This window comes from Amedibacillus sp. YH-ame10 (assembly GCF_053848885.1).
The window spans coordinates 1-25548 of sequence record NZ_JBSPFA010000036.1 but is presented as its reverse complement, the minus strand read 5'-3'; the positions used below and the strand labels follow the sequence as shown (position 1 = coordinate 25548).

The window sequence follows — 25548 nt, the reverse complement described above, 5'->3', positions numbered from 1 at the left end:
ACATAATTACTATATCATATTTTTTCAAAAAACCGATAAGAAATCGGTGTTTTTGTCGCGGAACTTTCATAATGATTAATTTATTCAATTTTATATTGACTTTTATTAACTAATTTTTTTGTACAAAAGCGGATGAATTTTCATGAACCATTGTAATACGCCTATGAGGATTCTCTAGGCACTGCATATAGTGGATTGAGATGAGGAAAATATCTCAATTAAAAGGAGGAAGATTCATAATGAACAATGGAAGATGTAATTGTGGATGTCAGCGTGATGGTGAAAGAATCATGGTAAATAACGAAGGTTGTGGATGCAATCGTAATCGTTGCGCTTGTGCGAACACATTCCGTCCAAGCTGCGGTTGTCACAGAGAAGAAAACCGTTGTGGATGTCCAAGACCTTGCCCAAGACCATGTCCAAAACCATGCCCAACATGTGAAGACCGTTGCCGTATGCAATATCGTTCTTGTATGAAAGAATGCCGCTGTCGTGAAGAAGAAAACAATTGTGGTTGTCATAGAAGAAACGAATGTGGATGTAATCACCACGACGAAGACTAATATCTAAATATCTCTTCTTATGGTAAGCAAAAGACTCATATCCCTTTATATGGGTCTTTTTCAATTTCTGAGAAAGTAATTGATAAAAATTCAAGAATTACATAGGATAAATAGTAATAGATGATTGACTTTCATGTAAAGTGTGGTAGTATATATTTGAAAAATTAGATAAGGTTAACATATGGGGAGGTTTCTATGACCACATTAGATAAAATACAACCAGGAAGTAGCGGTTACATAAAAAGTGTTGGAGGAGAAGGCGCATTGCGTCGTCGCCTTTTAGATATGGGACTTACTCCAAAGACAAGAATTACAGTAAATAAGATTGCACCTATGGGAGATCCTATGGAATTGAATTTAAGAGGATATTTACTAACCCTTCGATTAGAAGATGCGGCTAAAATTGAATTAGAAGAAGAGGTGGCACATGGATAAGGTACTGATTGCATTAGCAGGAAATCAAAACAGTGGGAAAACAACCTTGTTCAATCGTTTGACAGGAAGTAATCAACACGTTGGTAATTTTCCTGGAGTCACCGTAGAAAAAAAAGAGGGAAGAGTAAAAAACTTCAAAGAAGCAACCCTAGTAGATTTACCAGGTATTTATTCGTTATCTCCATACACAAGTGAAGAAGTAGTTACACGTGATTTTATCTTAAAAGATCAACCAGATCTTTTAATCAATATAGTCGATGCGACAAATATTGAACGTAATTTATATTTAAGCTTACAGTTAATGGAATTAGAAACACCTATGGTCATTGCGTTGAATATGATGGATGAAGTCGAATCCAGTGGGAATCGTATTGATGTAGAGGCGTTATCACAGCGTCTACATATCCCAGTCGTTCCTATATCAGCAAGTAAGAACGAAGGTATTACAAATTTAGTAAACGTTGTGAAACGTCAAATTCGCAACAGTGAAGAACGCAAAGCACAACGTCTTCAAAAGGAACAAGTCCCCCTTTTGAAAAATGAACATAAAGAACGCTTACGTATGCCAGATCTTGATTTTTGTACAGGGGAAGTCCATCGCGCGATTCATGCGATTGCCCATATTGTAGAAGATCATGCGGAAAACGTTGGGTATCCACTACGCTTTGTCGCAACAAAATTGGTAGAGGGTGATGAACCCATGCTAAAGACGTTATCTTTACATCAGGATGATATTGATATCATTGAAAAGATTGTGTCCAGTATGGAGCATGCTTTAGATACCGATCGTGAAGCTGCATTAGCAGACATGCGCTATTCCTATATCGAAGAACTAATTTCACAATGTGTCTTCAAACAAGGAGAAACAAAGGGAAGAATTCGAAGTGAGAAAATTGATTATTTTCTGACTCATAAATATTTAGGGATCCCAATCTTTATTCTCATTATGTTATGTATCTTCTATTTAACCTTTGGACCAATTGGTGGTACTTTACAAGGGGGTATGGAAACCCTAATCGCAAATCTAACCGATGGATTATCTGCATTCTTAACTTCCATCCAAGTATCTTCTTGGCTTCATGCGTTAATCATCGATGGTATATGCAATGGAATTGGAAGTGTCTTGTCTTTTTTACCAGTGATTCTTGTATTGTTTTTCTTTCTATCTCTATTGGAAGATAGTGGATATATGGCAAGAGTTGCGTTCGTTATGGATAAAGCCCTTCGTAAGATTGGTCTATCTGGAAAAAGCTTTGTGCCCATGTTAATCGGTTTTGGATGTAGTGTTCCAGCAATCATGTCTGCACGTACGCTAAGTTCCCAAAGAGATCGTAAAATGACAATTGTCGTAACACCATTTATGTCATGCAGTGCTAAACTTCCTATTTATGGTATGATAACGGCAGCCTTTTTTCCAAACCATACAGCTCTGATCTTAATCAGTGTATATATCATTGGAATCTTAGTCGCAATCATATCTGCACTCCTACTAAAGAGCACCCTCTTTAAAGGAGATCCAGTACCGTTTGTATTGGAGTTACCAACGTATCGTATTCCTAGTACACCAAGTGTTATCATGCATATGTGGGAAAAGGCAAAGGATTTCTTAAAACGTGCCTTTACTATCATCTTTGTAGCTTCTATTATTATATGGTTCTTACAAAGCTTTGATTTCTCTTTCCAAATGGTCGCAAATTCATCAGATTCCATACTTGCTCAGTTGGGAACTTGGCTATCACACATCTTCAAGCCATTAGGATTTGAAGATTGGCGTGCTTCTACAGCGTTAGTAACTGGAATTACTGCCAAGGAAAGCGTTGTGTCCACATTAAGTGTATTAACAAATGCTAGCAGTGATGCTGGATTAAATGTAGCTCTACAAAGTATCTTTACACCAGTATCCGCATTTGCATATCTATGCTTCACCGTATTATATATGCCATGTATTGCGGCATTCGCAGCCACAAAACGGGAACTAGGTTCAATGAAAGAAGCATTGTTTACCGTTCTTTATCAAACAGGGACTGCTTATGTTGTCGCATTGCTTGTGTATCAAATTGGTTCTTTATTTCTTTAGTCACTCAAACAAAATGGATGCATATACATAGATAGGATGTGATGGTATGAATCTTATAGATATCGTAGTAATCGCAGTACTCATTGGAATTCTCGCTCTTATCTTTTATTTCACGCGAAATAAAAATGGTAAGAACTCTGGATGTGCTGGATGTCATGATAGTTGTTCTTCTTGTTCCGTGTATGGAAACTTATTTGAAGAATATAAGAAGGACCATCCAGATTCCAACAAACCCTAAAGAGGCGCATGCCTCTTTATTTACATATATGGTATACTATAGAGGAGGTGCTACATATGATAAAACAATATAAAAAGAAATATCCAACGATTGCGAGTTCCTGCTTTGTTGCGGAAAACGCAAGTATCATTGGAGATGTCCAAGTACAAGAGGATTCTTCCATTTGGTTTCACACAGTGATACGTGGGGATAGTGATGAAATTAGAATCGGAGCTTATACTAACATACAAGATAATTGTACTTTACATACAGATACAGGACATAAATTAATCATCGAAGATCGTGTCACCATAGGACATAATGCTATCATTCATGGTGCATATATTGAAGAAGAATGTTTGATTGGTATGGGAGCCATTGTATTGAATGGCGCATATATAGGCAAACATAGTATCATAGGGGCTGGTGCTTTGATTCGTGAACATCAAATCATCCCAGAGAATAGTGTAGTTGTTGGCTGTCCTGGAAAAGTAGTAAAACAAACTACACCAGAACAAGTTCAAGATATCCTTAACAATGCACAACATTATGCCGAGTTAGGAAAAGAGTACAAGGAGGAGTAATCCTTCTTTTTCTTAACAAAAATTCACAATAAACGAATATTCATTCTTCTATGCATCCTGTATAATAAAGAAAAAAAAGGAGGTATTGTATGATAGAAATCAATAAGAAAATAATGAGGCTATTTTGGAGTAGCTGTCTAATTGTTTATATAGGAGGATTTCTTGTATTTTTTGCCTTGAGAACCATGCACAATAGCTTGTTCTTTAGTATTTTTGTGATGTTGTTGTTAGAAGTGATGGGGATTATCTTTTGTTATATTTTTATGTACAAGTATTTTAGTAAAGCATGTAATGATCGTACGATAGCTATGCTAAATCAATGTGTGGCACTCCCTTATATAGAAGAAATGCAAACATTCCTTGCACAATCTAAGAACCTATGGAAAAATAAAGAAAAAAGTATCGAATTCTTAATAGCGAACGCTTATCGTTATTATGGTGACTTTGAAAAGGCACATGAAATTTATCAGAAACTCTCTGTTCAAAAACTAACCGAGTTACATAAATTTCAAATGAAAATATACGAAAGTATGATGTATATGGAGGAGGGAAATCTTACACAGGCCGAAGCATATCTTCAACAAGTTTTATCCTTTCCTAAAAAAGAACGTTTCCTTAAAATGTCCGTTATGAAATCTGTCGCAATCGAACTACAAATCCTAGAAGCATCCATAAAATATAAGAAAAACGAAATGGATGTACAAGAACTATTACCAATCCTACAAAGCGCAAGAGAAGACTATACAGCTACAAAATTATGGAAGTATCGTAGAATCATAAACGTACTAGAGAAAGAAGGACGCACAGATATTGCGCTTCCTTATCGTAACATGATTTCAAATATTTCAGGGGATTTTCTACTCTTACACAACGATGTAATTCTTGGGGAGGGTGAAGTTCATGAATGAATTTAAAACACGTGTACTTTTTATTATCTTCATTGTAGTACAACTCTTTCTTTGTTTCCTATGCAATTATTTCTTCTTTTCGAATAAACAAGTATACGAAAGCATTTCCAACAATAAAACAAACAAACTCGTTATTTATGAAGAGGATGATTCCTATCGTATGAAGCTATGGAAAAATGGAAAAGTCATGAAAACACAAACCTTAGAAGATGGTTATCGTAAGATGAAAGATGCGACATGGGTAGGCGATAACTTTCTCATGATTTCTTATGTAAGTGAAGACTTTCATACAGTTACGTTATCCTTTGATTTCACAAAAGATAACGCATATGCAGATGCTAATTCTCTACAAGATGCCGCAAAAGAATCCCTGAAGAAACAAGAGGAAGCAGAAAAGAAGCTCTTAGAGAAAGAAGATCTCATCAAAACTAAAACGGGTATCTCTCTTGAAAAGAACAGTACGATTGCGGTAACATTCGACTATGGTAAACATTGGAAAGATACTGGAATTGAAACATCTTCCGCAACCTATCGCAACAAAGACTTACGATTAAGTGATGATAGCTACTATTTATCGGATGAATTCTCCTATTTCTACTCTGTAAACTATAAGGGCTGGCTCTATTATCAATATTCCACAGATGCAGGAGATACATGGCAAACCTTTGATCCTAAGATTGCCGCATTTGATGCCGTTTGGTTTAAAGCTGGTATGAAAGAGAACCAACAACCATATTTTTTCATGGCAGATAAAATCAATCAAGATGTAATGTTTTATCATAGTGAGGATGGAGGAAACACCTTCCAAAGCAAACCTTCCAATCTAGTAAAAGATATTAACCTCATATATGATACATCTTATATCAATGATTCTTTATTGTTTGTAACTTATTATGAGTATGGTGATATCTTTCGAAGTATTGATCAAGGAAGTACGTATGAAGCGATCAAGATAGATAACTTAGAAAATATCAATCAATTAAAAGCTCCAACAATGAAAGATGGTAGCCTACAAATGGTAGGTATAGATATCTACGAAAAAGAAGTCATCTTTACATCTAGTGATCAAGGACTTACTTGGACACGTGAATCTTAACAATCCTAAACAAATCATCTAAATACAAGCAAATATTATCAAAGAACTTTCCATATAATTCATTACAATTAAATGATATAATATTTCTATATTTATTTGTGATAATCATTAAAAGGTCCGTTTGTTGAATACGATGAATTGCAATGAAAGAAGGCGTCTTATGGAAGCCCTAGATCATATGCGAAATATTGGAAAAGAAATGAAAATAAAACTTCTTTCTATAGGCATACGTTCATCGAAAGATTTGATAAGACTAGGAAGTAAAGAAGTGTTTATGCAATTGAAAGAGCGATATCCAAATGTATGTTTAGTTCATTTGTATGTTTTACAAGGAGCTATTGATAACGTAGACTATGATAAACTTTCTGAGGAAGTAAAGTCAGATTTAAAACAATTCAGTGATAGTTTAAAGTGACTATCTTACACAAAAGGAGGATTTTATTATGGTAACTCCATATGTAACATTTCAAGGGAATTGTGAAGAAGCATTTCATTTTTACGCAGATGCATTTGGTGGAGGTAAAACGGTCTTTGTACACTTAAACAATGATCCGAAAGAACCTATTATGCATGCTAGTGTAACCTTTAGCAAATATGAAGGTTGTATTATGGGAACGGATGTAAAGGAAAAGGTTGTAATCTCTGGTATGGCAATCTGTGTTGTATTACCATCACGAGAAGCAATCGAGGAAATATCTGAAAAACTTGCGAAGGGTGGTAAATTTATACAAAGATTCATGCCACATCCACCTCCACATGAAAATGATGGAGGAGCAGAAGTACTAGATAAGTTTGGATATACATGGTATTTTAGTACATGACGATATTCAAGAGATTCTTGAATTAGAGAATGGCTATAGTTGTATAAAGGAGACTTATGATGAACAATTTATAGTTAATGAAAATGTAAGGAGGTTCACAAGATATGTGTGAAGAGTGTTATGTAGATGAAAACAGAATAACTCCATTACTTCATCCTTTGGAGTGTTTAGAAAAGCATACCCAGTACATATGTGGAACATGTGGACGATGTATTTGTATTGAACATGATCCTAAACGTGGATTACAGCGATGGAACTTTCCTTTTAAGTCATTGGAAATAGCGAAGCTTTATTTACGAACAGCTGATTATACTATGAAAACATCATGTGGTATTTATGAAGTAAAAAGTGAAAATGGTAGATTGTCTTATAAGATTTTCGTAAATAAAGATGAACTTGAATTATATCTTAAGAAAAATAAAGATAAGAAATGTGAATCTTTACTACCTGTTTTTACTGTCGATGAATACAAAGAGTTTGAAAATACTCAAGTACGAAAGTTATCAGTTGATGACATAAAGAAATATATGTCAGAGAGATAGATAATAGTTACAAGTTCTATAGAAAATCAATAATTGGAGGGGTCTTATGTATAACGATTTATTTTCGATTGGAAGTATTACCGTACATTCCTATGGTGCTTTTATAGCAATAGGAATCATTGCTGCTTATGTAGTGATGATGAAAAGAACAAAGAAAAGAAATATCAATATAGATACTATTGATAACCTGTTTTTCTTTGTACTATTAAGTGGATTTTTAGGTTCAAGAATATTATATTGTATTACTGAAATAAACCAAGTTATGAAAGATCCTAGTATTATCTTTAATTTAAGTGATGGTTATGTTGTATATGGAGGTATTATTGGTGGAGTATTGGGTGGATATGTATATTGTAAAAGGAAAAAAATGCCCTTTCTACAAATTCTAGATTTAGCAATTCCATCGTTAGCATTAGCACAAGGGTTTGGTAGAATCGGATGTTTTATGGCAGGATGTTGTTATGGTATGGAAACAACAAGTGGAATTGGTGTAGTTTTTCCAGTGGACTCTTTGGCACCAAGTGGTACAGCACTCATACCAACGCAGTTGATATCATCTGTCTTTGATTTTGTACTCTTCTTTGTTTTGATTATGTATGACAAACGTAAAAAAGAAGATGGACAAGTAGCAGCACTATATTTAATGTTATATAGCGTTGGGCGTTTTATTATAGAATTATTTAGAGGAGATTTGATTCGTGGTAATGTAGGAGCCCTTTCCACCTCACAATTTATTTCTGTTTTTATTTTCTTAATAGGAATTGGATTTTTTATCACATTAACAAAGAAAAAAATGAAGAAAGACAACTAGCTCTAATTGAATAAAGCTTAGTAATAAGGTTCCAACAGGGACTGTTCGTATGATTTATAAAGTATAAAGTACTACTTAAAAAGCAAAAAGACCAGAGAATCAGTTCTTTGGTCTTTCATGAATATTGAGCTTATAAAAGTTATTCAACGACTACAGCATCGCTCATAGTGAATGCATCTAAAGAGTTTTCTTTTGCTTGGATACAAACAAATGTAATTGGTGAATGTTGATCTGCGAAAAATTGACGTTTTGATGAGGGTGATATTTTTATCCAGTCACCAGCTACTAAGTTTGTTTCTTCTCCATCAATCATAGCTTTGCCTTTTCCTGAAAGAATGCCATAGATTTCTTCATTGTTTTTATGATAGTGTACAAATGGAACACACCCTCCTGCGGGTAAACTATTGATACTAACTTCTGCTCCAGTTAAAGCCAATGCATCATGCAATTCCAATCTTCCTTCATTTCCAATATTTACTTTTTTTGTATTTGACATAGTTTTGTCCTCCTATTTATTTGTAAAAGACGAAGTGTCTTTCCTATATGAAGTATACATGGCAACGTAACTATATTATAGTACGCACCTTTTTGTAACTGTGTATTATTTATGTAATGCGTGATATAATGGTTGAAATAGGAGGGAAATCTATTATGAAAAGAAAAGAGGATTTACCAGAATGTCCAATTGCGACGACTATTTCTTTGGTTGGAAGCAAATGGAAGTTGCTTATCATAAGGAATTTAATGAAACGTCCTTGGAGATTTAATGAACTTCAAAAATCTTTGGATGGCATATCCCAAAAAGTACTTACAGATAGTTTAAGACAATTGAGCGATGATGGTCTTGTATATAGAAAAGATTACAAAACGAATCCACCAAAAGTCGAGTATGGGATGACGGAATTGGGTGAGCGATTTATGGATGTATTAAAATCGATGGAGGAATTTGGATATTATTACAAATCCATTCAATGATATTCATAATTACTATTGTTTTGAATTTCTATTTGGAATGTGTTTTTCAAAATTTCTTTTAATTTCCCAGAAAAGAGAAGAGATCAAATATTGAATTTACCAATTCATGATTATACAAAAGAAATCATTCGTAATATCCAATCAAATGGAGTTACATTGAAGTTCATTCCTATCATTTTTGGTGTGGATAACGAACAATGATTCGAAGATATTCTTATACTAGTACAGTTTAGGGAATTGAATAAATAAGTATGCAATAGAAGGTATGTATTCCATAAGTAACAGAGGGAAGGGAGAATATGTATGAACATAGAAGAATTCTGGAATGAATTTTTAAGAAATACAAATCGTGATAAGTCTTTACGGTTTTTAGAAAGCTTTCATTTTGATTTGCGAAAGGAAGCCGCAAATCATTTACTAGATTTAGTACTAACTGGAAAAAAGAAGGCAACTGCCAGTAGTTTATTTGTATATGAGAAAACGGACTGTGAAATGCCAAAAATAGGTGATTTTAGTATTATAACTGATTGGGATGGAAATCCTCGCTGTGTAATTGAAACAACCAATATCATGATAATACCATTTCATAAGATAACCTATGAGATTTGCAAACGCGAAGGGGAAGATGAGACTTTAGAATCATGGCAAATAGGACATCGAAGATTCTTCATCGCAGAGGGGAAAGAATTAGGATATGAGTTTAGTGAAGATATGCCAGTCATCTTTGAGGATTTTGAAGTTGTATATGTACAGGATAATGATGATGGATTATGTTAGCTAAAGGAGAGAAGACATGAAATTAGGAACGACGTATATATGTGTGGAAGATATGGAAAAGTCTTTGGACTTCTATACGAAACTATTACAAGAAGAATCACTTTATAAAAATGATGATCGTTGGGTTAGTTTTGCGTGCGGAAATTCAATCTCATTGTATAATAAGAAATATGATGAGGGATTATTAAAGGATGCGAACAATGATTGCTTTAATCAAGCATATATAGAAGACTTTTACAAAGAGGATGTTGAAAAGAAAAATAACGTTGTGATTTTAAATTTTGAAGTTGAAGATTTAAAATTAGAATATGAACGTGTGAAGTCATTACATATCGGTGAAGTTTCACCGCTTATGTATGTCAATGTGCATCTACCATATTGGTACTTCAATATTAAGGATCCTGATGGAAATACTCTTGAAATCGCTGAGATTTCTTAGATTTTGTTATATAATAAAGATAATGCAAAAGGGAGGAGGAATGTAATGAAGAAAGATAATAAGAATATTGTCTTATTTTTAATTCTTGCATTTCTTCTTCCTTTTTTATCTGTTTTGATGCAATCCATGATAAGAAATGAAATCCTTCGTTTTATTATGTATGGAATTCAAGCAGCTTCTCCTACTATTGCAGCATTGATCTTACTTTGTTTGAACAAAGAGAGCACATCTTTTTTTAAGAACATATTTCATAAACAACATTTGGTGTTTGCATGTTTGTTTCCGATGGCTTTCGCATGTATAACGATGTTACTTGCGAAATATATAGCTTGTGTTTGGTTACAAGTTGACTTTGTAATAGGTAGTATTTCCACAGTACAATTCATAATTATACTGTGGGCACTAGTTGCGGAAGAAATAGGTTGGAGAGGGTATTTACAACCATTGTTTAAGAAGATTGGTATTCCAGAGAAAATAGTGCCATTCTTGATAGGCATCATTTGGTGTTTGTGGCATTATCATTATTATATACAAGATGAATTGCAGATTCCTATCTTGTTGTTTCTAGTGAGTTGTATTATAGAAAGTTACATTTATAGCTACTTGATGTATTTTACAAAAGGGAATATACTATCCGCAATGACGTACCATTTTTCATGGAATTTATGGATTCATATATGGCTTATCAATCCTATTGATAATCAAGGAAATTTACTTCCTTATGCAGTAATGGTTTTTATAGAATTTATATGTGTACTCGTGTTTAGTTTTATCAAAAAGAAAAATTGTATACTAAAAATCTCGGAGGTAGACTTATGCAAGAAAAATTAATGATTGCGGTTGTTGTGAACATTGTATACTTGATTGTATGTTACATTCTTTTAAAAGTAAGAAATTCAAAGAATAAGAATGTACGTGAATGGGATAACGGATATGACTTTTATTCATCTTTAAGTGATGCCAACAAAGAACAATATTGGAAGAAGGATACAAATGTTGTAAAAGTTTTTCTAATCTTGTTGTTTCTGTTTATAGAAGGTTCCTTATTGCTATATGTAGTACAATCTAGTGTATTCAGCAGTCTAGTTTTATTTATTATAGGAATCATCTGTTCTAGTATTGTCGCAATTGTCTTGAGTGTTAAACTTCAAAAAAGTATGAAGACAAATGCATAGCTATATTGAATTTCGTATTAAGAAATAACGATAAATAATGGAGGGGAATCTATGAATAAGGAATGGTCACAAGCAAATAAAGATATGCAAACACAGTTAAAGAAAGAGACTACTTATAAAGAAGGTATTGCTACATTGATTGCTTTACGTAAGAAAATGATGGATGTTTTACTTGCGATGAAAGATGATATGAGTCGGGATGATTTTGATGCATTACCATGTATCCATGCGAATGGATACCATTCCAAGAATATTGCCTATTCCATTTGGCATATTGCTCGTATAGAAGATATTGTGGCTCACTCGCTAATTGCAAATGAAGAACAAATCTTCTTTAAAAACAAGTATCAAGAGCGTATTGGTTCACCTATCATTACAACAGGGAATGAATTTAAAAAAGAAGAAATTAGAGAATTCACTAAGCAATTAAACATAGAAGAACTATATACATATATGCTAGAAGTAAAAACAAGCATTGAAGAAATATTAAAGAGCCTATCTTATAAGGATTTAAAGAAAGACATAGCAGAAGAAAAGAAAGCGTACTTAACATCCTTGAGAGTTGTAAGTACTTCTGAACATGCGGCTTGGTTAATTGATTATTGGTGTAATAAGAACATTAAGGGATTGATACAAATGCCTTTTTCAAGACATTGGATAATGCATGTAGATGCTTGTTTACGTATTAAGAATAAATTGCATCATTAAGAAATCTAAATGCTTGAATGTAGTACGTAGGATAGGGAAATGGAGGAGTTTATATGAAAACAATTGGATTGATTGGTGGTATGAGTTGGGAAAGTACGGTTTCCTATTATCGAATTATAAATGAAGAAGTAAAGAAGAGATTGGGTGGACTTCATAGTGCAAAAATTTTACTCTATAGTGTAGAATTTGATGAAATTGAAAAATGTCAGGCAAAAGGAGAATGGGAGAAAAGCGCTCGAATTCTTGGCAATGCTGCACAGAGTTTGGAAGGTGCTAGTGCAGATTTTATTTTAATTTGTACCAATACAATGCATAAAGTAGCTCCTCAAATTGCATCTATGATTCAAGTTCCACTAATTCATATTGCAGATGCTACTGCAGAAGAACTTATTCAACAAAATATTCATAGAGTTGGGTTGTTGGGAACGAAATATACAATGACAGAAGAGTTTTATAAACAAAAACTTGTTGACAAAGGGATCAATGTCCTAATACCTAATGAAGAAGATATCGAAAGCATTAACAATACTATCTTCAAAGAGCTTTGTTTAGGTGAAGTTAATGATGGCTCACGAGAGAAGTTCAAGATAATAATTGATAAGTTGAAACAAGAGGGTGCAGAAGGTATCATTTTAGGATGTACTGAAATAGGTCTTCTAATTCATCCAACAGATGTATCCATTCCTGTATTTGATACAACCTTGATTCACGCTAAGAGTGCTGTTAAACTTGCACTGGATGATAATGCCTAAGGATATAAAATAGGTTCGTATTGAGATGGAGGATAATATATGGAAATAAAACGAATAGAGTTTGATTTTACGGTATGTAAAGTCTGTGATTATTCACAGGTGAATTTGGAAGAAGAATTTTGTTTTATTGCGAAAACAGATGAAGAAAATTCTTTGGTTTGTATAAGCGAGAAGGTACCTGAAAATACAATTGCACGCGATGATGGATGGAAAGCATTTCGAATACAAGGAACCTTGGATTTTTCGATGATTGGTGTGTTATCCAAATTATCCACTTTATTGGCAGATCATCATATAGGCATATTCGTAATTTCTACATACCGTACAGATTATATTTTGACGAAACAAGAAAATTTTGAAAAAGCGATAGAAGTACTAATGCATGCAGGATATCAAATTATATGATGCTAATGGGAGATGAAAATGAAAAAAGGGTTAAACTTTAAAACAATAGAAAATCAAATAGAATACTTTAGTGCTTATGAGGAATCCTTGAAGTTAATTTGTGTTCCTGTAAGTGAACTATATGTAGCTACTACTTATGGGGATAGTCATGTTCTATGTTGTGGGGATGAGAATCTTCCACCCTTAGTATTGTTACATGCCTCTAGTTGTGGTTCTCCTATATGGTATAAGAATCTTCCGTTTTGGAGTACATACTTTCGTGTATACGCAATCGATTTAATAGGAGAGTCTTCAAAAAGTATTTTAACAAATAAAATGAAAACGCCGTATGATAATGCAAAATGGCTTGATGAAACTTTGCATGGTTTAGGACTAGATATAGTATATCTTTGCGGGCTTTCAATAGGAGGTTGGAATGCAGCGAATTATGCTGGATATTATCCAGAGAAGGTGAATAAATTGATTCTTCTTAGTCCAGTACAAACCTTTGCTAAGATGCATTTTTCCTTCTTCTTTAAAATTATGAAGATGGGATTTCATCCAACAAGAGAAAACGTAGAAAACTATATTGGTTGGGGCAGTGGAAAAGAAGAGCCACTTCCAGATAGTATCATTCAGCAATTTACTTTATCAGTAATGAATATGAACGCAAATGCAAGCTTCCCAAAATGGTTGAAGAAGGAGCATTTACAAAATATCACAATGCCAGTTCTTGTAATGTTTGGAGAGAATGAATTTGCATTTTCAATTAAAAAGGCATCCGCACGTGCAAAACGCCTAATACCTAATTTAGAATTATATGTTATAGAAGATGTATCGCACTTACTAGGTGTTAGTAAATCAGAAGTTATCAATACAAAAGTTCTGAAATTTATTAACGATTGAAATTCAGAATGGAGGAAATTATATGTGGATAGTATTTGGTATTGTTTCAATTGTGACAGGGTTGTTAAATGTTGTTTTATATGTTCGAAAGAAAGCTGTAATATGGCTTAGTTTCGTTAGTTTATCGACTACTTCATTGGTTTTATGTGATTTCTATACTGCCGATGCAAAATGGGTTATGAATGAGGATTGGGGTGCTTTATCTGATGTAACTCCATCCGTATATAGAGTTTTATGGTTTTGTACGATAGCTTCCATTTTGATAAATAGTATACCGCTATGGAAGCGAAAAGAAAGATAGAGTCCTACTTATAGACAAGTAGGAGTATGCTTTGAGAAGATAAATCTTTGATAAAATACTCATAAGGGTACTGTGAACTATTTTTTGGAGAAAAATAAAGGAAAGTAACAAGGTATGCAATTTATCTGTAACATTTTGAAACTGCTAGTAAATGGAAATAAGAACATAAATAAAACTGATGTAACTAATATTTAGGTGATGCTTATATGGGTGTTGGAAATAAAATAGCAAACGCTACAAATATTACATATTGACAGTATTTCTAGCGTAAATTTATTTTTCAATAATTTTATAAAAACATGCTAATGACATGGCGTAATATTATTCAACTTTAGTTGTAAATTAATTTGGAGGTAAAGTCTGATTACATCCTTATCAAAAAAGGGCATTGTCAGACAAGCGAGCGTGGTATCTCCCATGATATCCTATAGAAGAGGAGGTGCTTATTATGCACGCATGGGAACAAATACAACAAACAGTAGACTATATTGAGGAACATCTTTCTGAAGAAATCAAAATTGAAGATTTAGCAAAATTAGCAGCATTATCGATCTTTTACTATCAAAGACTCTTTACACGATTGGTGAAAAAACCAGTAATTGAATATATCAAATTACGTCGAATGGCAAGAGCAACAGAAGCCTTACTACAAAAGAATAAGCGAATTTTAGATGTAGCATTGGATTTAGGGTTCGCTTCACACGAACACTTTTCTCGCACATTTAAAGAAACATTTGGTATAACTCCAGAGGAATATTCTAAGACACCTGTCACATTTAATAAAATGAATAAGCCAGAACTCTCTTTGAACTATACACTGGTTGATGAAAATGTACCACTTGTAAGTGATGGGATTATTCTAGAAATCACAAGAAAACAACTAACTGTACCAGAGCACTTTGTTGGATTGAAGACAAAATTACCTGTTTCATTTGTAGCAGGACTTGGAATTGAATCCGGGGTAGATCCTTTATATACACTTTGGGAAACATTTCATGAAAAGAAAGCTTTTATGAATCGTTTGTCAGTAGATGGGGATGAAATTGGTGTCGCATATCCTTGTGAAGAAGAGGGATACTTTCATTATTTTGTTGGTGGAGAAGCAATTTCTAATGGTGATGCTTGTGAATACGACTACTGGGAATTACCAATGGGAGAATATATTGTCTGTACCTTTGAAGCAGAGAACTTTGAAAGTTTGGTTATGGATGCACTCTATAAGGCACAGGGTTACTTATTTAATACATGGTTACCAAAGCATACATTAACAACAAAACCATTTTCTGTGGAACGATATGAAAGTCGTGTAGAAAGTACTACAAAAATGGAAATATGGGTTATGCCGATTTTTGTAGAATAAAGAAATGGAAATGACTTACAATTAGAAATATCTTGATAAGAGGTTGTAAATGAGGCACTGAAGGGAGAAATGGACAATGGATGATTGGTTCACAGTAGATCAGGTAGATGCGTTCACATATATCATTAGTGAGTATCGACATTGGGAAGAAACCCATTGTTATTTGTTAATAGGAAATGAGAGAAGTTTACTGATTGATACAGGGCTTGGAATCTCGAACATATATGAGGAAGTGTGCAAACTTACTGATAAACCTATTACAGCAGTTGCCACACATATTCATTGGGATCATATAGGAGGATTGAAGTATTTTCCTGACTTTTATGTTCACAGAGATGAAGTAGATTGGTTAAATGGAAAGTTTCCATTACCAAAGGAAGTAGTAAAAGGAATGGTTATCAATCGCTGTGATTTACCATCTGGTTTTGATATAAACAGCTATGAAATTTTTCAAGGTATTCCAACTAAAATAATAAGTGATTGTGATATAATCAATCTAGGCAATCGTCAAATTGAAGTCCTGCATACACCAGGACATGCTCCTGGACACTTATGTTTTTGGGAGAGGAATACAGGCTACTTATTCACTGGTGATTTAGTATATAAAGATACTTTGTTTGCCAATTATCCATCGACTAACCCACAAGAATATCTTGTTTCATTAAAGAGGATTTTAGCGTTACCTACAAAAAGAGTATTCCCAGGACATCATTCATTAGATATACAACCTGAGATTTTACACCGTATAAAAGAAGAATTAGAATCTCTTAACATAGATGGAAAGCTCCATCATGGTAGTGGTATATATAACTTTGGTGACTGGGGTATATCATTATAAAGAAAAGAAACAAACGATTACGTAATTCCATTTCTGGAGGTTCGTTATGGGCAAGGATTTATCTACAATGTGTTTGGAAGAATTATGGCAGTTATTTCCCATTTTGTTAACAGAGCATCAAGACGATTGGAGTAAATGGTATGCTGATGAAGAAACGGTTTTAAAGAACATGATTCCACAAGCATGAAGAAGTTTGAAGCTGTAGTGAATATACTTTTATATAATGGGAGGAACTAGATTTTGGAACAATTAACCAAAGATGATGTTGAAGAACCTGTGTGGAACTTAGCATCAAAATATTTAGAAAAAATAGAAAATTTACCTAGGATGTTAAGTGAAATACACTATATCGATGACTTGGGTTCTTTAATCAACCGTATTGATTGTTTGGAAGATTTTGATAGTGAAATTGAAATTCAAACTATAACACAAGAAAATACTCACAACATCGTGACCTTTACTATCAATTCTATTTTGTCTGCATGGTGTAAAAAAAGTCAATTATTGAGAATCACTGTTACTGCCAAGGGAACTTGTAATCTAAAGTCTATGGAAGATGTTGAACTGGTTAATATTCAATATGAAAATGTGGAATGTGATGATACAAGAGCAATATGAGTGTACTGACTAAAGAACGTATGCATAACACAAATTCTTCAAACTTCAGTTTGTAGAGATAGGTTTTAAAATATTTAACGATCATATGAAATGTTGTGGAGGTAAGAAGATGATAACAGGTTATTATTGTACAAATATTTTTCCAAGCATGCAAAAGAACTTATTCAGTTCTATAGAGATGTATTAGAAATACCGTTTATCAAGACAGATGTAGATGAATACAATGGAGTTTATCTAGGCTTTACAGAACATGCACCTACTCTTTGCATATGGGATTATAATGTATTTGATGCACAGCCAACTGGATATCAATCATTTGTTTTTCAAACAGATAATCTTGATATAACGATGGAGCGTTTGAAGAAGAAAGGTGTTGTGTTGCCTGATGCCATCAGATATGATTGGGGAACTTATGAAGTTCGCTTACATGATATCGATGGAAACGAAATAGTAATCGCTGAGTTCGTTTAATATACTATTCTCAATTTGTGAAATAGATATAGGCAAAAATTTATAATTTGTGGAGGTTATTATGGCAGAATTATTTGATGTATTTCCATATTTAGAAAATGAAAAAGTGATTATAAAAAAATTGGATGCAAGTGATGTTGTAGCATTATCTAAGATTAGTCATAATGACAATATATACAAGTATGTACCACTATTTTTATATAAGAAGAGCAATAAAACATTACAGACCATAATCAGAAATATTGGCGGAAGAGATTTTGAGAAGAAAAAGCAAATAATTGCAGGAATATATTTGAAAGATGATCCTAATAATCTTGTAGGTTTAGCAGAAATGTTTGACTACAAAAAGAGAACAAACGAAATAACAGTAGGTTATCGATTAAACGAGGATTATTGGAATAAAAAAATCGCATCAAATGCTTTAAAGTTGATGGTGGAATATTTAATAAATGAGATTGGTATTACAACACTTAAAGCGTTTGTAATGCCAGAAAATTTGTATTCATCTAAAGTATTATTAAATAATGGATTTGTAAAAGAGGACTATACTGCACAAGAAAAAAATTGGGGCGGTCAAGAACTTGTATCTGTTGATGTATACACATATAAAAAGAACTAAATAAATTTAGATTTATCTAAGTGTAATGCACTAGAGGTTTGCTCTAGTGTTTTTATTTCCACAAAAGGATACTTATAAAATACTAGAAGATGAAAAAAAACACATACGGAAGAGGTTGATTGTTGTAGTTTTACTCATTGTTATTTTGCGAGTAAAAATAATACATCAACTCTACTGCTGTGTTTCCTTGAAACGACAAGGTCCCTCATTTCAAAGAGACCTTGCACATGGTTTATTTCTTTTTGAGTTGTAAACCATCTTTGAAGGCTTCACCCACTCTTTCGCTTACTTTATAGTAGCCATGTGTATACGGATCAAAAGCAATTGCGTTTACTGAGGTCATATTAACCTTGTCTCCATCCATTACGCTTTCATCAGCTGTTACATTCACCACTTTACCAATAACACCACACCCATATTTTCCATCTTGATATTCTATAAATTCACACTCCAAGCAAAGTGGAAATTCATTAATAATAGGAGCGTCTAGTATCTCTGATTTAAGCGCGGTAAGTCCACTGTTTTCGAATTTATTTGAAACTCTGTTTCCAGACTCAACGCCAAAATAATCTGCTTCAACCACATGATTAACATCCGCAATGCTCACTGTAAACGCTCCTCTAGCTTTGATGTTTTTTACTGTCTTATGAGACTCTGTTAAATTCAACGCAACAATACCTCTTTCCTGCATAGTACCCCATGCAGCATTCATGACATTCACACTACCATCTTCATTGTAAGTTGCCACCATTAACACTGGCATTGGAAAAATACCTTCTGTGATATCGAGTTTTCTTCTCATTGTCTTATCCTCTTTTCTTCTGTAAATTGACAGAGTTCTTGTTCTTATATATAATTTTAACATGCAATAGAAAGAGTACAAGTACCGTCTTATTAGATAGGTACTATCTAAAAGGAAAGTGTAAAATGATAAAAAATTATATTGCGGATGCAAATTTCAAAGATTCAGGATTTAGCTATACGTTATCAATCATATCAGGGAAACACAAGATGGTAATCCTTTACTGCTTAATGGAGTTTGAAGTTGTACGATTCAATGAGTTAAAACGATATCTTAAAACAGTGACAGACAAAACACTTAGTTTAAATTTGAAGGAACTTGAATCAGATAAACTCATTATCAGAAAAGAATACCCTCAAATTCCTCCAAAGGTTGAATATAGTCTAAGTGATCGAGGAAAATCTTTAATGACTGTTTTGGATCAATTGTGCGTTTGGGGAGAAAACAATAGAGAATAGGACTATCATGTAGTATTATAATTAGATATTTAATTTACGAATTCGAAAGTAAAAGATAATGGTTTTAATAATTATGCGTTTGACTAAAAATAGAGGTATATTCGTTGTTACCAATATGGAAACAATGCAATTCCAAATAATCACTTTTATAATAGGTAGAGATATTATATCCTTTGTACATATGAAGGAGGAATTACAGTATGTCATTCAACAATAAAATAAAAGAACTACGAGAAAAGGAAAATCTAACACAACAAGATATCGCGGATAAATTGTTTGTTTCAAGACAAAGTGTTTGTCGTTGGGAAAAAGGAACGAGAACTCCAGATATATTTATCGCAAAAAAATTAGCAATAGAACTACATACGAGTTTAGATGAACTCATTTCAGAGGATGATTTATATAGAAATAAAAAAGAAAAAATGGAAGCACAAAGCTTTGCGTTGGAAGGTATCTCAGCAATTTCTCAAGTTTTTATGATGTTGTCTTTAATAAATGGAAATCGTGCTTGGAGAGCTTTTCTTGCGATTTCTTTATTTGGCTTTGCCTGCATGTGTTTTAAGAGATGGTCATATCGATTTGAAAAATCATGGTGTATTTGTGGTATACTTTGTATATTGTTAGGAATCATGTCTGCTTATAAATATTTTGGAAATATGTAATCAAAAACATAGAGGTATGTGTATGAAAGACTTTGTAAGAGGAAATCAGTTATTTTCACTTTGCGGCTTGAATTGTAATTTATGTCCGATGTTTTTGAGCAAACATTGTCTTGGATGTGGAAATCATAATCAATCATGTAAAATTGCAAAGTGTAGTTTAGAACATGAAAAAATAGAGTATTGCTATGAATGCAAGGAATATCCATGTAAAAAATATGAAGGTATCGATGAATTTGATTCTTTTATTTCGCATCGAAAACAAAAAGAACATTTAGAAAAAGCGAAAACGATTGGAATCGATACATACAACAGTGAGCAAATGGAGAAACGCGAGATTCTAAACGTCTTACTTGGTAACTATAATGATGGGCGGAAAAAGACATTCTATTGTGTTGCGGTGAATTTATTGGAACTTCCTGTATTGAAATTGTTGATGAACAATGTGACTACAAATAAAGACTTTGCAACTTGGAGTGATACAGACAAATGTAAATTTATGTACGAAGCATTTATGGAAAAGTCAAAAGAAATCGATATTGATTTTAAACTAAGGAAAAAGAAAGCCATTTGATATAGGTGATAAAAAACTTATTCTATAACATAAAGGTTCTAAATGAGTATTTTCTATTAAATAACTATTGACTGTTCCCTTGGGGAACGTTGTAGGCTATTTATGGAGGAAATAAAATATGAAAGATAAGCAAAGGAAAAACAGTAATGTTTCAGATACATTAGTATGGGGGTTAATTGTAGGGTTTATGGGAGGGGTATTATTAGATATGGTAGCACTTGGTTTAATCGTTGGAGTGTTATTAGGGTGTATACCTGGATTTATAAATATGGTTAAATAAGAGTAGATTAAAATGTTAGAAGGAGAACACGCTATGTGGAATGCGGATATTTATGATCAATATGGAAAAGAGAGAATATAATCATCGTTCGATTTGATTCATTGAATATATATGAGAATTCTCAGTAGGAGAGAAATAAAATAAATTTATGAAGATAATTTGATAGGAGTGGTACTAAATGAAGGCAATTCTATATATTCATGGTCAAGGTGGTAATTGTTTGGAAGCAGAACAATATAAGAAAAACTGTAGAGGGTTTGATATCATCGGAGTAGATTATAAGGAGTCTTTGCCTTGGGTAGTTAAAGATAAGATTCTGTTAGAATATGAGAACTTGATTAAGAAGTACGATGAAGTTTATCTTATTGCCAATAGCATAGGTGCTTATTTTTCCATGTTAGCGTTACAAGGAAAACACATACAGAAAGCTTTGTTTATATCTCCTATATTGGATATGGAAACCCTTATTCTGGATATGCTTTCATGGGCTAATAGGAATGAAAAAGAGCTATGTGAAAAAGGCGAAATTCAAACGGATTTTGGTGAAACGTTATCATGGGAGTATTTAACATTTGTACGAGCAAATCCGATTGCATGGAATATTCCTACGGAAATTCTTTATGCAGAGAAGGATCACCTTGTTTCACAAAAGACAGTGGAGGACTTTGTGAAGGGTCATAGCGTCAATCTCACAATAATGAAAGATGGAGAGCATTGGTTTCATACCAAGGAACAACTTGATTTCTTAGATGATTGGATGATAAAAGCAATCAGTACATCTTGATTAAGTAGACAATGTAGAGGTATAAAGATGAATATTAGAAGGATAGAAAACAATGAAGTTATGTTATTGACAGATTTTTTATATGAAGCGATTTTTCAAAGAGATATACATCATTTAGCACCGAGAACAATCATTCAAGAGCCTTCATTATGGAGGTACATTAACAATTTTGGTAAAGAAAAGGATGATCATTGTTTTGTCGCAGAAGTAGATGATAAAATTGTTGGGGCAGTTTGGGTACGCTGTATGAACACTTTAGTTCCCGAATTCGCAATATCCATCTATCCACAATATCGAGGAAAAGGAATTGGCACGGCTTTAATGAAAAAAATGTTAGAGTATTTACAATCAAAAGGTTATCAAAAGGCATCACTCTCAGTTCAAAAAGATAACTATGCGCTTAAGTTGTATCGTAATCTTGGCTTTGAAATAGGGGATGAAAATGAACAAGAGTATATAATGGTATATGATTTTAACGGCTGTGTAAACAAAGAGTGATATTTAGTTAATGTATTTTTGATGAAGTATGTAGATGAAAACTGTGGAGGTATTTTATGTTCAATGAAATATGTATTTATGAAGCAAAATTAACGAAATTAGAAGAAATCGAGGCGTTGATGAAAGAAGTAGCGGAATTTTATCTAAGCCAAGAAGGTGTCATTGATGTACATTATATAAAACGTACGCATAGACAAAAGGATTTTAATGCAGTAAAAGAAGGGGAGTTGCCTATTCGTCTTACAAGAAATGTAGGTAAGGTTACTTATGTTTTATATTGGGTATTGGAAAATGAAGAAGCCCATGCGAGAGTAGGCAAATTAGGCTTAGAGAAGTTTTATAAACGTTGGAATCGCTGTCTAACTACAATGCCGAAGATTATATTAGGTGAAAATGTAGTGTAGCATACACTTTAAAAAATTAAATTAAAAAGGGAGTGGTACTATGAGGTTGTGTATTGTAAATACCGAAATAGCATAAAACGAAAATATAACATATTTTAGGAGGATGTATATGTCTATTTCGGATAATAAAACATATCCCCGAACAGGAGATATGGAAACAGTTTATTTAAAAAGTGTGATCACAAATCCCAATATAATGGTTGATGATTATACAATGTATAATGATTTCGTGCATGATCCAACACAATTCGAGAAAAACAATGTGCTGTATCACTACTCAATCAATCAGGATAAGTTAATCATTGGAAAGTTTTGTTCTATTGCTTGTGGAGTCAAATTTTTATTCAACAGTGCGAACCATACACGCAACTCATTATCTACGTATCCATTTCCGTTATTTTTTGAAGAATGGGATTTGGATAAAAAAGAAGTTGCTCAATCTTGGGATAATAAAGGGGATATCATGATTGGGAATGATGTGTGGATTGGATATGAAGCAGTTATTATGGCAGGGGTGAACATTGCAGATGGGGCCATCATCGCAGCACGTGCAGTTGTGACAAAGGATGTACCACCTTATACAATTGTAGGAGGTGTACCTGCGAAAGAAATAAAGAAACGGTTTTCAGAAGAAACAATTACTACATTATTAAATATCCAATGGTGGAATTGGTCAAAGGAAAGAATCCAACAAAACATCAATGCGATACAAACAGGAAGGCTTGAAGAATTAATGTAGGGATGATCTTGTATGATACAGTGATGTTTAAAAGTAAACAAGTATATAGCATAGAAAGGAAAGATGGGTTATCAGCTCATCTTTTCACTAGGAATTATATATATAGGATGTGCGTTTTCATTTTCTTTCAGAAAATAAAATCATATTAGTTTCTTTTTGTTTGAATTTATGGCATAATAAATACACAAAAGATTTGTGATGTCTTTTCTTCACACTTTTGAATATACTGTTAGAAAGCGAATGGAGGGTAAACTATGGTAATGCACTTGTTTGATAAAAATGGTTTCAAATGTGGAAGTTTTCTTATTCGCGGTCGATGTTGTTGCTAAAGCAATAAAAACAACAAACAGACAAGGAGGAAGAAAACTATGAAACAAACTGTTACGTTGATTGGGAATACCCCACTATACCATATAGAGAATACAAATATTTATGTAAAACTTGAGAAATTTAATGCCGGAGGAAGTGTGAAAGATCGCGCTGTCTTATGGATGTTAACAAAGGCAATGGAGAATGGAAGCATTGAACCAAATAGTGTACTTGTTGAGGCAACAAGTGGAAATACTGGAATTGCTTTATCGATGTTAGGTGCTGTGTTTGGAATCCCTGTGATTATTTTTATGCCTGAAAGTATGAGCGTTGAACGTCGTCAACTAGTGAAGTCTTATGGAGCACAGCTGGTGTTAACCCCTGCGACACTTGGAATGCAAGGGGCAATCGATGCTATGGAAGAATATAAGAAAGAGCATGCGAATGCAAAGAGTTTAGGACAATTTGAAAACTCTGATAATGTGCTTGCGCATTACGAGTCTACTGGTAAAGAAATCTTAGAACAAATGGATCGTGTAGATATCTTTGTGGCTGGTATTGGAACTGGGGGAACCTTTAGTGGCGTTGCGAAACGCTTAAAAGAACACAACCCCAATATTCTATGCTATGCTGGAGAACCAGAAACAAGCGCAATCTTAAGTGGACAAAAAGCAGGACCACATAAGATTCAAGGGATTGGCGCAAACTTTATACCAAAGAATTTTGATCGCGAATTATGCGATGATATTATGTTAATATCTAGTGAAGAAGCGATTAAAGAAACAGTGGCATTTGCGAAACAAACAGGAATACTAGTAGGTATTTCATCTGGAGCAAACATTGCTTTAGCAAGACGCTTAGCGTGGCGTAATCCAGATAAAAACATTGTAACGATTGCACCAGATGGTGGAGAGAAATATCTCTCTATGCTGGAATTTGATTAAGATGTTTCGTGTATTAAGTGATATCAATCATAACTTAAATCGCTCGCTTGAAAATGATCCAGCGGCACACTCGAAATTAGAAGTGTTGTTGTTGTACCCTCATATCAAAGCATTGGCGTTTCATCGTGTATCGCATTTCTATTATAAACATCATTTATTCTTCTTAGCTCGATTCAATTCGAATATTGCTAGATTTTGGACAGGAATTGAAATTCATCCAGGAGCGAAAATAGGAAGAGGTTTGTTAATTGATCATGGCATGGGTGTTGTGATTGGTGAAACTGCAGTTATTGGTGATGATTGCCAAATCTATCATGGGGTAACTCTTGGTGGAACAGGAAAACAACAAGCGAAAAGACATCCTACCGTAGGAAATCATGTTATGATTGGTGCGGGTGCGAAATGTCTTGGAAATATTTATATTGGTGACAACGCAAAAATTGGTGCGAATGCGGTTGTTATCACAGATGTACCATCGGAAACTACATTTATTGGTTTGGCCGCAAAAGATAAGCGCGTAAAGCATTGTCAAGATGTGGAAGAAAAACTACAATAGAACAAGTAGATCCTCCTGTTCGTTAGACAGGAGGATTTTTATATGTGTGCCACGCATGGCATATTTCTAGGTGGTGAAAGTCCACTGTGGAGGTCTGTAGTTGCCAACCACTAGCTAAAGGCAAGGGTCTAGCCGTGAGGAAGATACCGGAGGAAGCCCTAGGC

General features: G+C 33.6%; 39 protein-coding genes. 37 read left to right on the top strand and 2 right to left on the bottom strand.

The window, feature by feature from the left end; genetic code table 11:
* The first annotated feature begins 239 nt into the window (after window positions 1–239).
* The 11 genes from ACWG42_RS13130 to ACWG42_RS13080 all read left to right on the top strand — a co-directional run bounded on the left by ACWG42_RS13130 (window position 240) and on the right by ACWG42_RS13080 (window position 8054).
* Window positions 240–563: a hypothetical protein gene (locus ACWG42_RS13130; protein WP_455793002.1), complete on the top strand. Its 324-nt coding sequence runs from the start codon at window positions 240–242 to the stop codon at window positions 561–563.
* 195 nt (window positions 564–758) lie between these two features.
* Window positions 759–998 (top strand): FeoA family protein, encoded by a 240-nt coding sequence (locus tag ACWG42_RS13125; protein ID WP_455793000.1) that lies wholly within the window; start codon window positions 759–761, stop codon window positions 996–998.
* Window positions 991–3075: a ferrous iron transport protein B gene (gene feoB / locus ACWG42_RS13120; protein ID WP_455792999.1), complete on the top strand. Its 2085-nt coding sequence runs from the start codon at window positions 991–993 to the stop codon at window positions 3073–3075. The genes ACWG42_RS13125 and feoB overlap by 8 nt, the downstream gene beginning before the upstream one ends.
* 46 nt (window positions 3076–3121) lie before the next feature.
* Window positions 3122–3313, top strand: a complete 192-nt coding sequence (locus ACWG42_RS13115) for a FeoB-associated Cys-rich membrane protein (protein WP_455792997.1) — start codon at window positions 3122–3124, stop codon at window positions 3311–3313.
* A gap of 56 nt (window positions 3314–3369) precedes the next feature.
* Window positions 3370–3876 carry a gamma carbonic anhydrase family protein gene (locus ACWG42_RS13110; protein WP_455792995.1) on the top strand — a complete coding sequence of 169 codons (507 nt, stop codon included), beginning with the start codon at window positions 3370–3372 and terminating at the stop codon, window positions 3874–3876.
* Window positions 3877–3965: 89 nt separating this feature from the next.
* On the top strand, window positions 3966–4784 hold the full coding sequence (locus ACWG42_RS13105) for a tetratricopeptide repeat protein (RefSeq protein WP_455792994.1): 819 nt from the start codon (window positions 3966–3968) through the stop codon (window positions 4782–4784).
* Entirely contained in the window at window positions 4777–5880 is a 1104-nt protein-coding gene (locus tag ACWG42_RS13100) for a WD40/YVTN/BNR-like repeat-containing protein (protein ID WP_455792992.1), read from the top strand. Before ACWG42_RS13105 ends, ACWG42_RS13100 begins: the two co-directional genes overlap by 8 nt.
* A 160-nt stretch (window positions 5881–6040) precedes the next feature.
* Window positions 6041–6295 carry a TfoX/Sxy family DNA transformation protein gene (locus tag ACWG42_RS13095; RefSeq protein ID WP_455792991.1) on the top strand — a complete coding sequence of 85 codons (255 nt, stop codon included), beginning with the start codon at window positions 6041–6043 and terminating at the stop codon, window positions 6293–6295.
* Window positions 6296–6323: 28 nt separating this feature from the next.
* Window positions 6324–6701, top strand: a complete 378-nt coding sequence (locus ACWG42_RS13090) for a VOC family protein (RefSeq protein WP_455792990.1) — start codon at window positions 6324–6326, stop codon at window positions 6699–6701.
* A gap of 104 nt (window positions 6702–6805) precedes the next feature.
* Entirely contained in the window at window positions 6806–7243 is a 438-nt protein-coding gene (locus tag ACWG42_RS13085; protein ID WP_455792989.1) for a hypothetical protein, read from the top strand.
* Between the two features lie 46 nt (window positions 7244–7289).
* Window positions 7290–8054 (top strand): prolipoprotein diacylglyceryl transferase, encoded by a 765-nt coding sequence (locus ACWG42_RS13080; protein ID WP_455792988.1) that lies wholly within the window; start codon window positions 7290–7292, stop codon window positions 8052–8054.
* A gap of 139 nt (window positions 8055–8193) precedes the next feature.
* On the opposite strand, the gene ACWG42_RS13075 is transcribed toward ACWG42_RS13080, so the two are convergent.
* Window positions 8194–8550: a cupin domain-containing protein gene (locus tag ACWG42_RS13075; RefSeq protein ID WP_455792987.1), complete on the bottom strand. Its 357-nt coding sequence runs from the start codon at window positions 8548–8550 to the stop codon at window positions 8194–8196.
* Between the two features lie 155 nt (window positions 8551–8705).
* On the opposite strand from ACWG42_RS13075, the gene ACWG42_RS13070 reads away from it, so the two are divergent.
* The 16 genes from ACWG42_RS13070 to ACWG42_RS12995 all read left to right on the top strand — a co-directional run bounded on the left by ACWG42_RS13070 (window position 8706) and on the right by ACWG42_RS12995 (window position 18377).
* The gene (locus tag ACWG42_RS13070) at window positions 8706–9029 is read left to right on the top strand and encodes a winged helix-turn-helix transcriptional regulator (RefSeq protein ID WP_455792985.1); all 324 of its coding nucleotides are present in this window, start codon (window positions 8706–8708) and stop codon (window positions 9027–9029) included.
* Between the two features lie 303 nt (window positions 9030–9332).
* Window positions 9333–9806: an ASCH domain-containing protein gene (locus ACWG42_RS13065; RefSeq protein ID WP_455792983.1), complete on the top strand. Its 474-nt coding sequence runs from the start codon at window positions 9333–9335 to the stop codon at window positions 9804–9806.
* 16 nt (window positions 9807–9822) lie between these two features.
* Entirely contained in the window at window positions 9823–10245 is a 423-nt protein-coding gene (locus tag ACWG42_RS13060) for a VOC family protein (RefSeq protein WP_455792981.1), read from the top strand.
* 45 nt (window positions 10246–10290) lie between these two features.
* Entirely contained in the window at window positions 10291–11076 is a 786-nt protein-coding gene (locus tag ACWG42_RS13055) for a CPBP family intramembrane glutamic endopeptidase (protein WP_455792980.1), read from the top strand.
* Window positions 11061–11420 (top strand): hypothetical protein, encoded by a 360-nt coding sequence (locus tag ACWG42_RS13050; protein ID WP_455792978.1) that lies wholly within the window; start codon window positions 11061–11063, stop codon window positions 11418–11420. Before ACWG42_RS13055 ends, ACWG42_RS13050 begins: the two co-directional genes overlap by 16 nt.
* Window positions 11421–11471: 51 nt before the next feature.
* On the top strand, window positions 11472–12128 hold the full coding sequence (locus tag ACWG42_RS13045; RefSeq protein ID WP_455792976.1) for a phage head-tail adapter protein: 657 nt from the start codon (window positions 11472–11474) through the stop codon (window positions 12126–12128).
* Window positions 12129–12181: 53 nt separating this feature from the next.
* Entirely contained in the window at window positions 12182–12880 is a 699-nt protein-coding gene (locus tag ACWG42_RS13040; RefSeq protein ID WP_455792974.1) for an aspartate/glutamate racemase family protein, read from the top strand.
* Between the two features lie 39 nt (window positions 12881–12919).
* The gene (locus tag ACWG42_RS13035; RefSeq protein WP_455792973.1) at window positions 12920–13285 is read left to right on the top strand and encodes an ACT domain-containing protein; all 366 of its coding nucleotides are present in this window, start codon (window positions 12920–12922) and stop codon (window positions 13283–13285) included.
* Window positions 13286–13303: 18 nt separating this feature from the next.
* Complete coding sequence (locus ACWG42_RS13030) at window positions 13304–14170, top strand: alpha/beta fold hydrolase (protein WP_455792971.1); 867 nt, start codon at window positions 13304–13306, stop codon at window positions 14168–14170.
* Between the two features lie 22 nt (window positions 14171–14192).
* On the top strand, window positions 14193–14471 hold the full coding sequence (locus ACWG42_RS13025; RefSeq protein WP_455792970.1) for a hypothetical protein: 279 nt from the start codon (window positions 14193–14195) through the stop codon (window positions 14469–14471).
* A gap of 448 nt (window positions 14472–14919) precedes the next feature.
* On the top strand, window positions 14920–15831 hold the full coding sequence (locus tag ACWG42_RS13020) for an AraC family transcriptional regulator (RefSeq protein ID WP_455792968.1): 912 nt from the start codon (window positions 14920–14922) through the stop codon (window positions 15829–15831).
* Between the two features lie 76 nt (window positions 15832–15907).
* Entirely contained in the window at window positions 15908–16669 is a 762-nt protein-coding gene (locus ACWG42_RS13015) for an MBL fold metallo-hydrolase (protein ID WP_455792967.1), read from the top strand.
* 46 nt (window positions 16670–16715) lie between these two features.
* A complete protein-coding gene (locus ACWG42_RS13010) occupies window positions 16716–16856 on the top strand; it encodes a hypothetical protein (protein WP_455792965.1) in 141 nt (46 codons plus the stop codon).
* Between the two features lie 53 nt (window positions 16857–16909).
* Window positions 16910–17287, top strand: a complete 378-nt coding sequence (locus ACWG42_RS13005) for a hypothetical protein (protein ID WP_455792963.1) — start codon at window positions 16910–16912, stop codon at window positions 17285–17287.
* Between the two features lie 126 nt (window positions 17288–17413).
* Window positions 17414–17758: a VOC family protein gene (locus tag ACWG42_RS13000; protein WP_455792962.1), complete on the top strand. Its 345-nt coding sequence runs from the start codon at window positions 17414–17416 to the stop codon at window positions 17756–17758.
* A gap of 61 nt (window positions 17759–17819) precedes the next feature.
* Window positions 17820–18377 carry a GNAT family N-acetyltransferase gene (locus ACWG42_RS12995; protein ID WP_455792961.1) on the top strand — a complete coding sequence of 186 codons (558 nt, stop codon included), beginning with the start codon at window positions 17820–17822 and terminating at the stop codon, window positions 18375–18377.
* Window positions 18378–18609: 232 nt separating this feature from the next.
* Here the strand turns inward: ACWG42_RS12995 and ACWG42_RS12990 are convergent, their stop codons facing one another.
* Window positions 18610–19179 carry a flavin reductase family protein gene (locus ACWG42_RS12990; protein WP_455792959.1) on the bottom strand — a complete coding sequence of 190 codons (570 nt, stop codon included), beginning with the start codon at window positions 19177–19179 and terminating at the stop codon, window positions 18610–18612.
* A 125-nt stretch (window positions 19180–19304) separates the two neighbouring features.
* Between ACWG42_RS12990 and ACWG42_RS12985 the strand changes: the two genes are divergently transcribed.
* The 10 genes from ACWG42_RS12985 to epsC all read left to right on the top strand — a co-directional run bounded on the left by ACWG42_RS12985 (window position 19305) and on the right by epsC (window position 25384).
* Window positions 19305–19637 (top strand): winged helix-turn-helix transcriptional regulator, encoded by a 333-nt coding sequence (locus ACWG42_RS12985; RefSeq protein WP_455792957.1) that lies wholly within the window; start codon window positions 19305–19307, stop codon window positions 19635–19637.
* Window positions 19638–19837: 200 nt separating this feature from the next.
* Window positions 19838–20299, top strand: a complete 462-nt coding sequence (locus ACWG42_RS12980) for a helix-turn-helix transcriptional regulator (protein ID WP_455792955.1) — start codon at window positions 19838–19840, stop codon at window positions 20297–20299.
* Between the two features lie 22 nt (window positions 20300–20321).
* Window positions 20322–20870: a DUF3795 domain-containing protein gene (locus ACWG42_RS12975; RefSeq protein ID WP_455792954.1), complete on the top strand. Its 549-nt coding sequence runs from the start codon at window positions 20322–20324 to the stop codon at window positions 20868–20870.
* Between the two features lie 118 nt (window positions 20871–20988).
* Window positions 20989–21150 (top strand): hypothetical protein, encoded by a 162-nt coding sequence (locus ACWG42_RS12970; protein ID WP_455792952.1) that lies wholly within the window; start codon window positions 20989–20991, stop codon window positions 21148–21150.
* A 178-nt stretch (window positions 21151–21328) separates the two neighbouring features.
* On the top strand, window positions 21329–21934 hold the full coding sequence (locus tag ACWG42_RS12965) for an alpha/beta hydrolase (protein WP_455792950.1): 606 nt from the start codon (window positions 21329–21331) through the stop codon (window positions 21932–21934).
* A 27-nt stretch (window positions 21935–21961) separates the two neighbouring features.
* Window positions 21962–22432: an N-acetyltransferase family protein gene (locus ACWG42_RS12960; RefSeq protein ID WP_455792949.1), complete on the top strand. Its 471-nt coding sequence runs from the start codon at window positions 21962–21964 to the stop codon at window positions 22430–22432.
* 56 nt (window positions 22433–22488) lie between these two features.
* Window positions 22489–22836, top strand: a complete 348-nt coding sequence (locus ACWG42_RS12955) for a hypothetical protein (RefSeq protein ID WP_455792947.1) — start codon at window positions 22489–22491, stop codon at window positions 22834–22836.
* Window positions 22837–22945: 109 nt separating this feature from the next.
* A complete protein-coding gene (locus ACWG42_RS12950; RefSeq protein ID WP_455792945.1) occupies window positions 22946–23575 on the top strand; it encodes a CatB-related O-acetyltransferase in 630 nt (209 codons plus the stop codon).
* A 368-nt stretch (window positions 23576–23943) separates the two neighbouring features.
* Window positions 23944–24828, top strand: a complete 885-nt coding sequence (locus ACWG42_RS12945) for a PLP-dependent cysteine synthase family protein (RefSeq protein ID WP_455792943.1) — start codon at window positions 23944–23946, stop codon at window positions 24826–24828.
* A gap of 1 nt (window position 24829) precedes the next feature.
* Complete coding sequence (gene epsC / locus ACWG42_RS12940) at window positions 24830–25384, top strand: serine O-acetyltransferase EpsC (RefSeq protein WP_455792942.1); 555 nt, start codon at window positions 24830–24832, stop codon at window positions 25382–25384.
* The last annotated feature ends 164 nt before the right edge of the window (window positions 25385–25548 follow it).

Excerpts from the sequence above, each read along its gene's own strand:
- ACWG42_RS13125 (WP_455793000.1), top strand. The coding sequence starts at position 759 with ATGACCACATTAGATAAAATACAACCAGGAAGTAGCGGTTACATAAAA.
- ACWG42_RS13110 (WP_455792995.1), top strand. The coding sequence starts at position 3,370 with ATGATAAAACAATATAAAAAGAAATATCCAACGATTGCGAGTTCCTGC.
- ACWG42_RS12975 (WP_455792954.1), top strand. The coding sequence starts at position 20,322 with ATGAAAGACTTTGTAAGAGGAAATCAGTTATTTTCACTTTGCGGCTTG.
- ACWG42_RS12955 (WP_455792947.1), top strand. The coding sequence starts at position 22,489 with ATGTTCAATGAAATATGTATTTATGAAGCAAAATTAACGAAATTAGAA.
- ACWG42_RS13075 (WP_455792987.1), bottom strand. The coding sequence starts at position 8,550 with ATGTCAAATACAAAAAAAGTAAATATTGGAAATGAAGGAAGATTGGAA.
- ACWG42_RS12980 (WP_455792955.1), top strand. The coding sequence starts at position 19,838 with ATGTCATTCAACAATAAAATAAAAGAACTACGAGAAAAGGAAAATCTA.
- ACWG42_RS13035 (WP_455792973.1), top strand. The coding sequence starts at position 12,920 with ATGGAAATAAAACGAATAGAGTTTGATTTTACGGTATGTAAAGTCTGT.
- ACWG42_RS12970 (WP_455792952.1), top strand. The coding sequence starts at position 20,989 with ATGAAAGATAAGCAAAGGAAAAACAGTAATGTTTCAGATACATTAGTA.
- ACWG42_RS13095 (WP_455792991.1), top strand. The coding sequence starts at position 6,041 with ATGGAAGCCCTAGATCATATGCGAAATATTGGAAAAGAAATGAAAATA.
- ACWG42_RS12950 (WP_455792945.1), top strand. The coding sequence starts at position 22,946 with ATGTCTATTTCGGATAATAAAACATATCCCCGAACAGGAGATATGGAA.
- ACWG42_RS13085 (WP_455792989.1), top strand. The coding sequence starts at position 6,806 with ATGTGTGAAGAGTGTTATGTAGATGAAAACAGAATAACTCCATTACTT.
- ACWG42_RS12945 (WP_455792943.1), top strand. The coding sequence starts at position 23,944 with ATGAAACAAACTGTTACGTTGATTGGGAATACCCCACTATACCATATA.
- ACWG42_RS13090 (WP_455792990.1), top strand. The coding sequence starts at position 6,324 with ATGGTAACTCCATATGTAACATTTCAAGGGAATTGTGAAGAAGCATTT.
- ACWG42_RS13080 (WP_455792988.1), top strand. The coding sequence starts at position 7,290 with ATGTATAACGATTTATTTTCGATTGGAAGTATTACCGTACATTCCTAT.
- ACWG42_RS12960 (WP_455792949.1), top strand. The coding sequence starts at position 21,962 with ATGAATATTAGAAGGATAGAAAACAATGAAGTTATGTTATTGACAGAT.
- ACWG42_RS13030 (WP_455792971.1), top strand. The coding sequence starts at position 13,304 with ATGAAAAAAGGGTTAAACTTTAAAACAATAGAAAATCAAATAGAATAC.
- epsC (WP_455792942.1), top strand. The coding sequence starts at position 24,830 with ATGTTTCGTGTATTAAGTGATATCAATCATAACTTAAATCGCTCGCTT.
- ACWG42_RS13040 (WP_455792974.1), top strand. The coding sequence starts at position 12,182 with ATGAAAACAATTGGATTGATTGGTGGTATGAGTTGGGAAAGTACGGTT.
- ACWG42_RS12995 (WP_455792961.1), top strand. The coding sequence starts at position 17,820 with ATGGCAGAATTATTTGATGTATTTCCATATTTAGAAAATGAAAAAGTG.
- ACWG42_RS13055 (WP_455792980.1), top strand. The coding sequence starts at position 10,291 with ATGAAGAAAGATAATAAGAATATTGTCTTATTTTTAATTCTTGCATTT.
- ACWG42_RS13015 (WP_455792967.1), top strand. The coding sequence starts at position 15,908 with ATGGATGATTGGTTCACAGTAGATCAGGTAGATGCGTTCACATATATC.
- feoB (WP_455792999.1), top strand. The coding sequence starts at position 991 with ATGGATAAGGTACTGATTGCATTAGCAGGAAATCAAAACAGTGGGAAA.
- ACWG42_RS13115 (WP_455792997.1), top strand. The coding sequence starts at position 3,122 with ATGAATCTTATAGATATCGTAGTAATCGCAGTACTCATTGGAATTCTC.
- ACWG42_RS13100 (WP_455792992.1), top strand. The coding sequence starts at position 4,777 with ATGAATGAATTTAAAACACGTGTACTTTTTATTATCTTCATTGTAGTA.
- ACWG42_RS13065 (WP_455792983.1), top strand. The coding sequence starts at position 9,333 with ATGAACATAGAAGAATTCTGGAATGAATTTTTAAGAAATACAAATCGT.
- ACWG42_RS13060 (WP_455792981.1), top strand. The coding sequence starts at position 9,823 with ATGAAATTAGGAACGACGTATATATGTGTGGAAGATATGGAAAAGTCT.
- ACWG42_RS13045 (WP_455792976.1), top strand. The coding sequence starts at position 11,472 with ATGAATAAGGAATGGTCACAAGCAAATAAAGATATGCAAACACAGTTA.
- ACWG42_RS13105 (WP_455792994.1), top strand. The coding sequence starts at position 3,966 with ATGATAGAAATCAATAAGAAAATAATGAGGCTATTTTGGAGTAGCTGT.
- ACWG42_RS12965 (WP_455792950.1), top strand. The coding sequence starts at position 21,329 with ATGAAGGCAATTCTATATATTCATGGTCAAGGTGGTAATTGTTTGGAA.
- ACWG42_RS12985 (WP_455792957.1), top strand. The coding sequence starts at position 19,305 with ATGATAAAAAATTATATTGCGGATGCAAATTTCAAAGATTCAGGATTT.
- ACWG42_RS12990 (WP_455792959.1), bottom strand. The coding sequence starts at position 19,179 with ATGAGAAGAAAACTCGATATCACAGAAGGTATTTTTCCAATGCCAGTG.
- ACWG42_RS13050 (WP_455792978.1), top strand. The coding sequence starts at position 11,061 with ATGCAAGAAAAATTAATGATTGCGGTTGTTGTGAACATTGTATACTTG.
- ACWG42_RS13020 (WP_455792968.1), top strand. The coding sequence starts at position 14,920 with ATGCACGCATGGGAACAAATACAACAAACAGTAGACTATATTGAGGAA.
- ACWG42_RS13130 (WP_455793002.1), top strand. The coding sequence starts at position 240 with ATGAACAATGGAAGATGTAATTGTGGATGTCAGCGTGATGGTGAAAGA.
- ACWG42_RS13010 (WP_455792965.1), top strand. The coding sequence starts at position 16,716 with ATGGGCAAGGATTTATCTACAATGTGTTTGGAAGAATTATGGCAGTTA.
- ACWG42_RS13070 (WP_455792985.1), top strand. The coding sequence starts at position 8,706 with ATGAAAAGAAAAGAGGATTTACCAGAATGTCCAATTGCGACGACTATT.
- ACWG42_RS13025 (WP_455792970.1), top strand. The coding sequence starts at position 14,193 with ATGTGGATAGTATTTGGTATTGTTTCAATTGTGACAGGGTTGTTAAAT.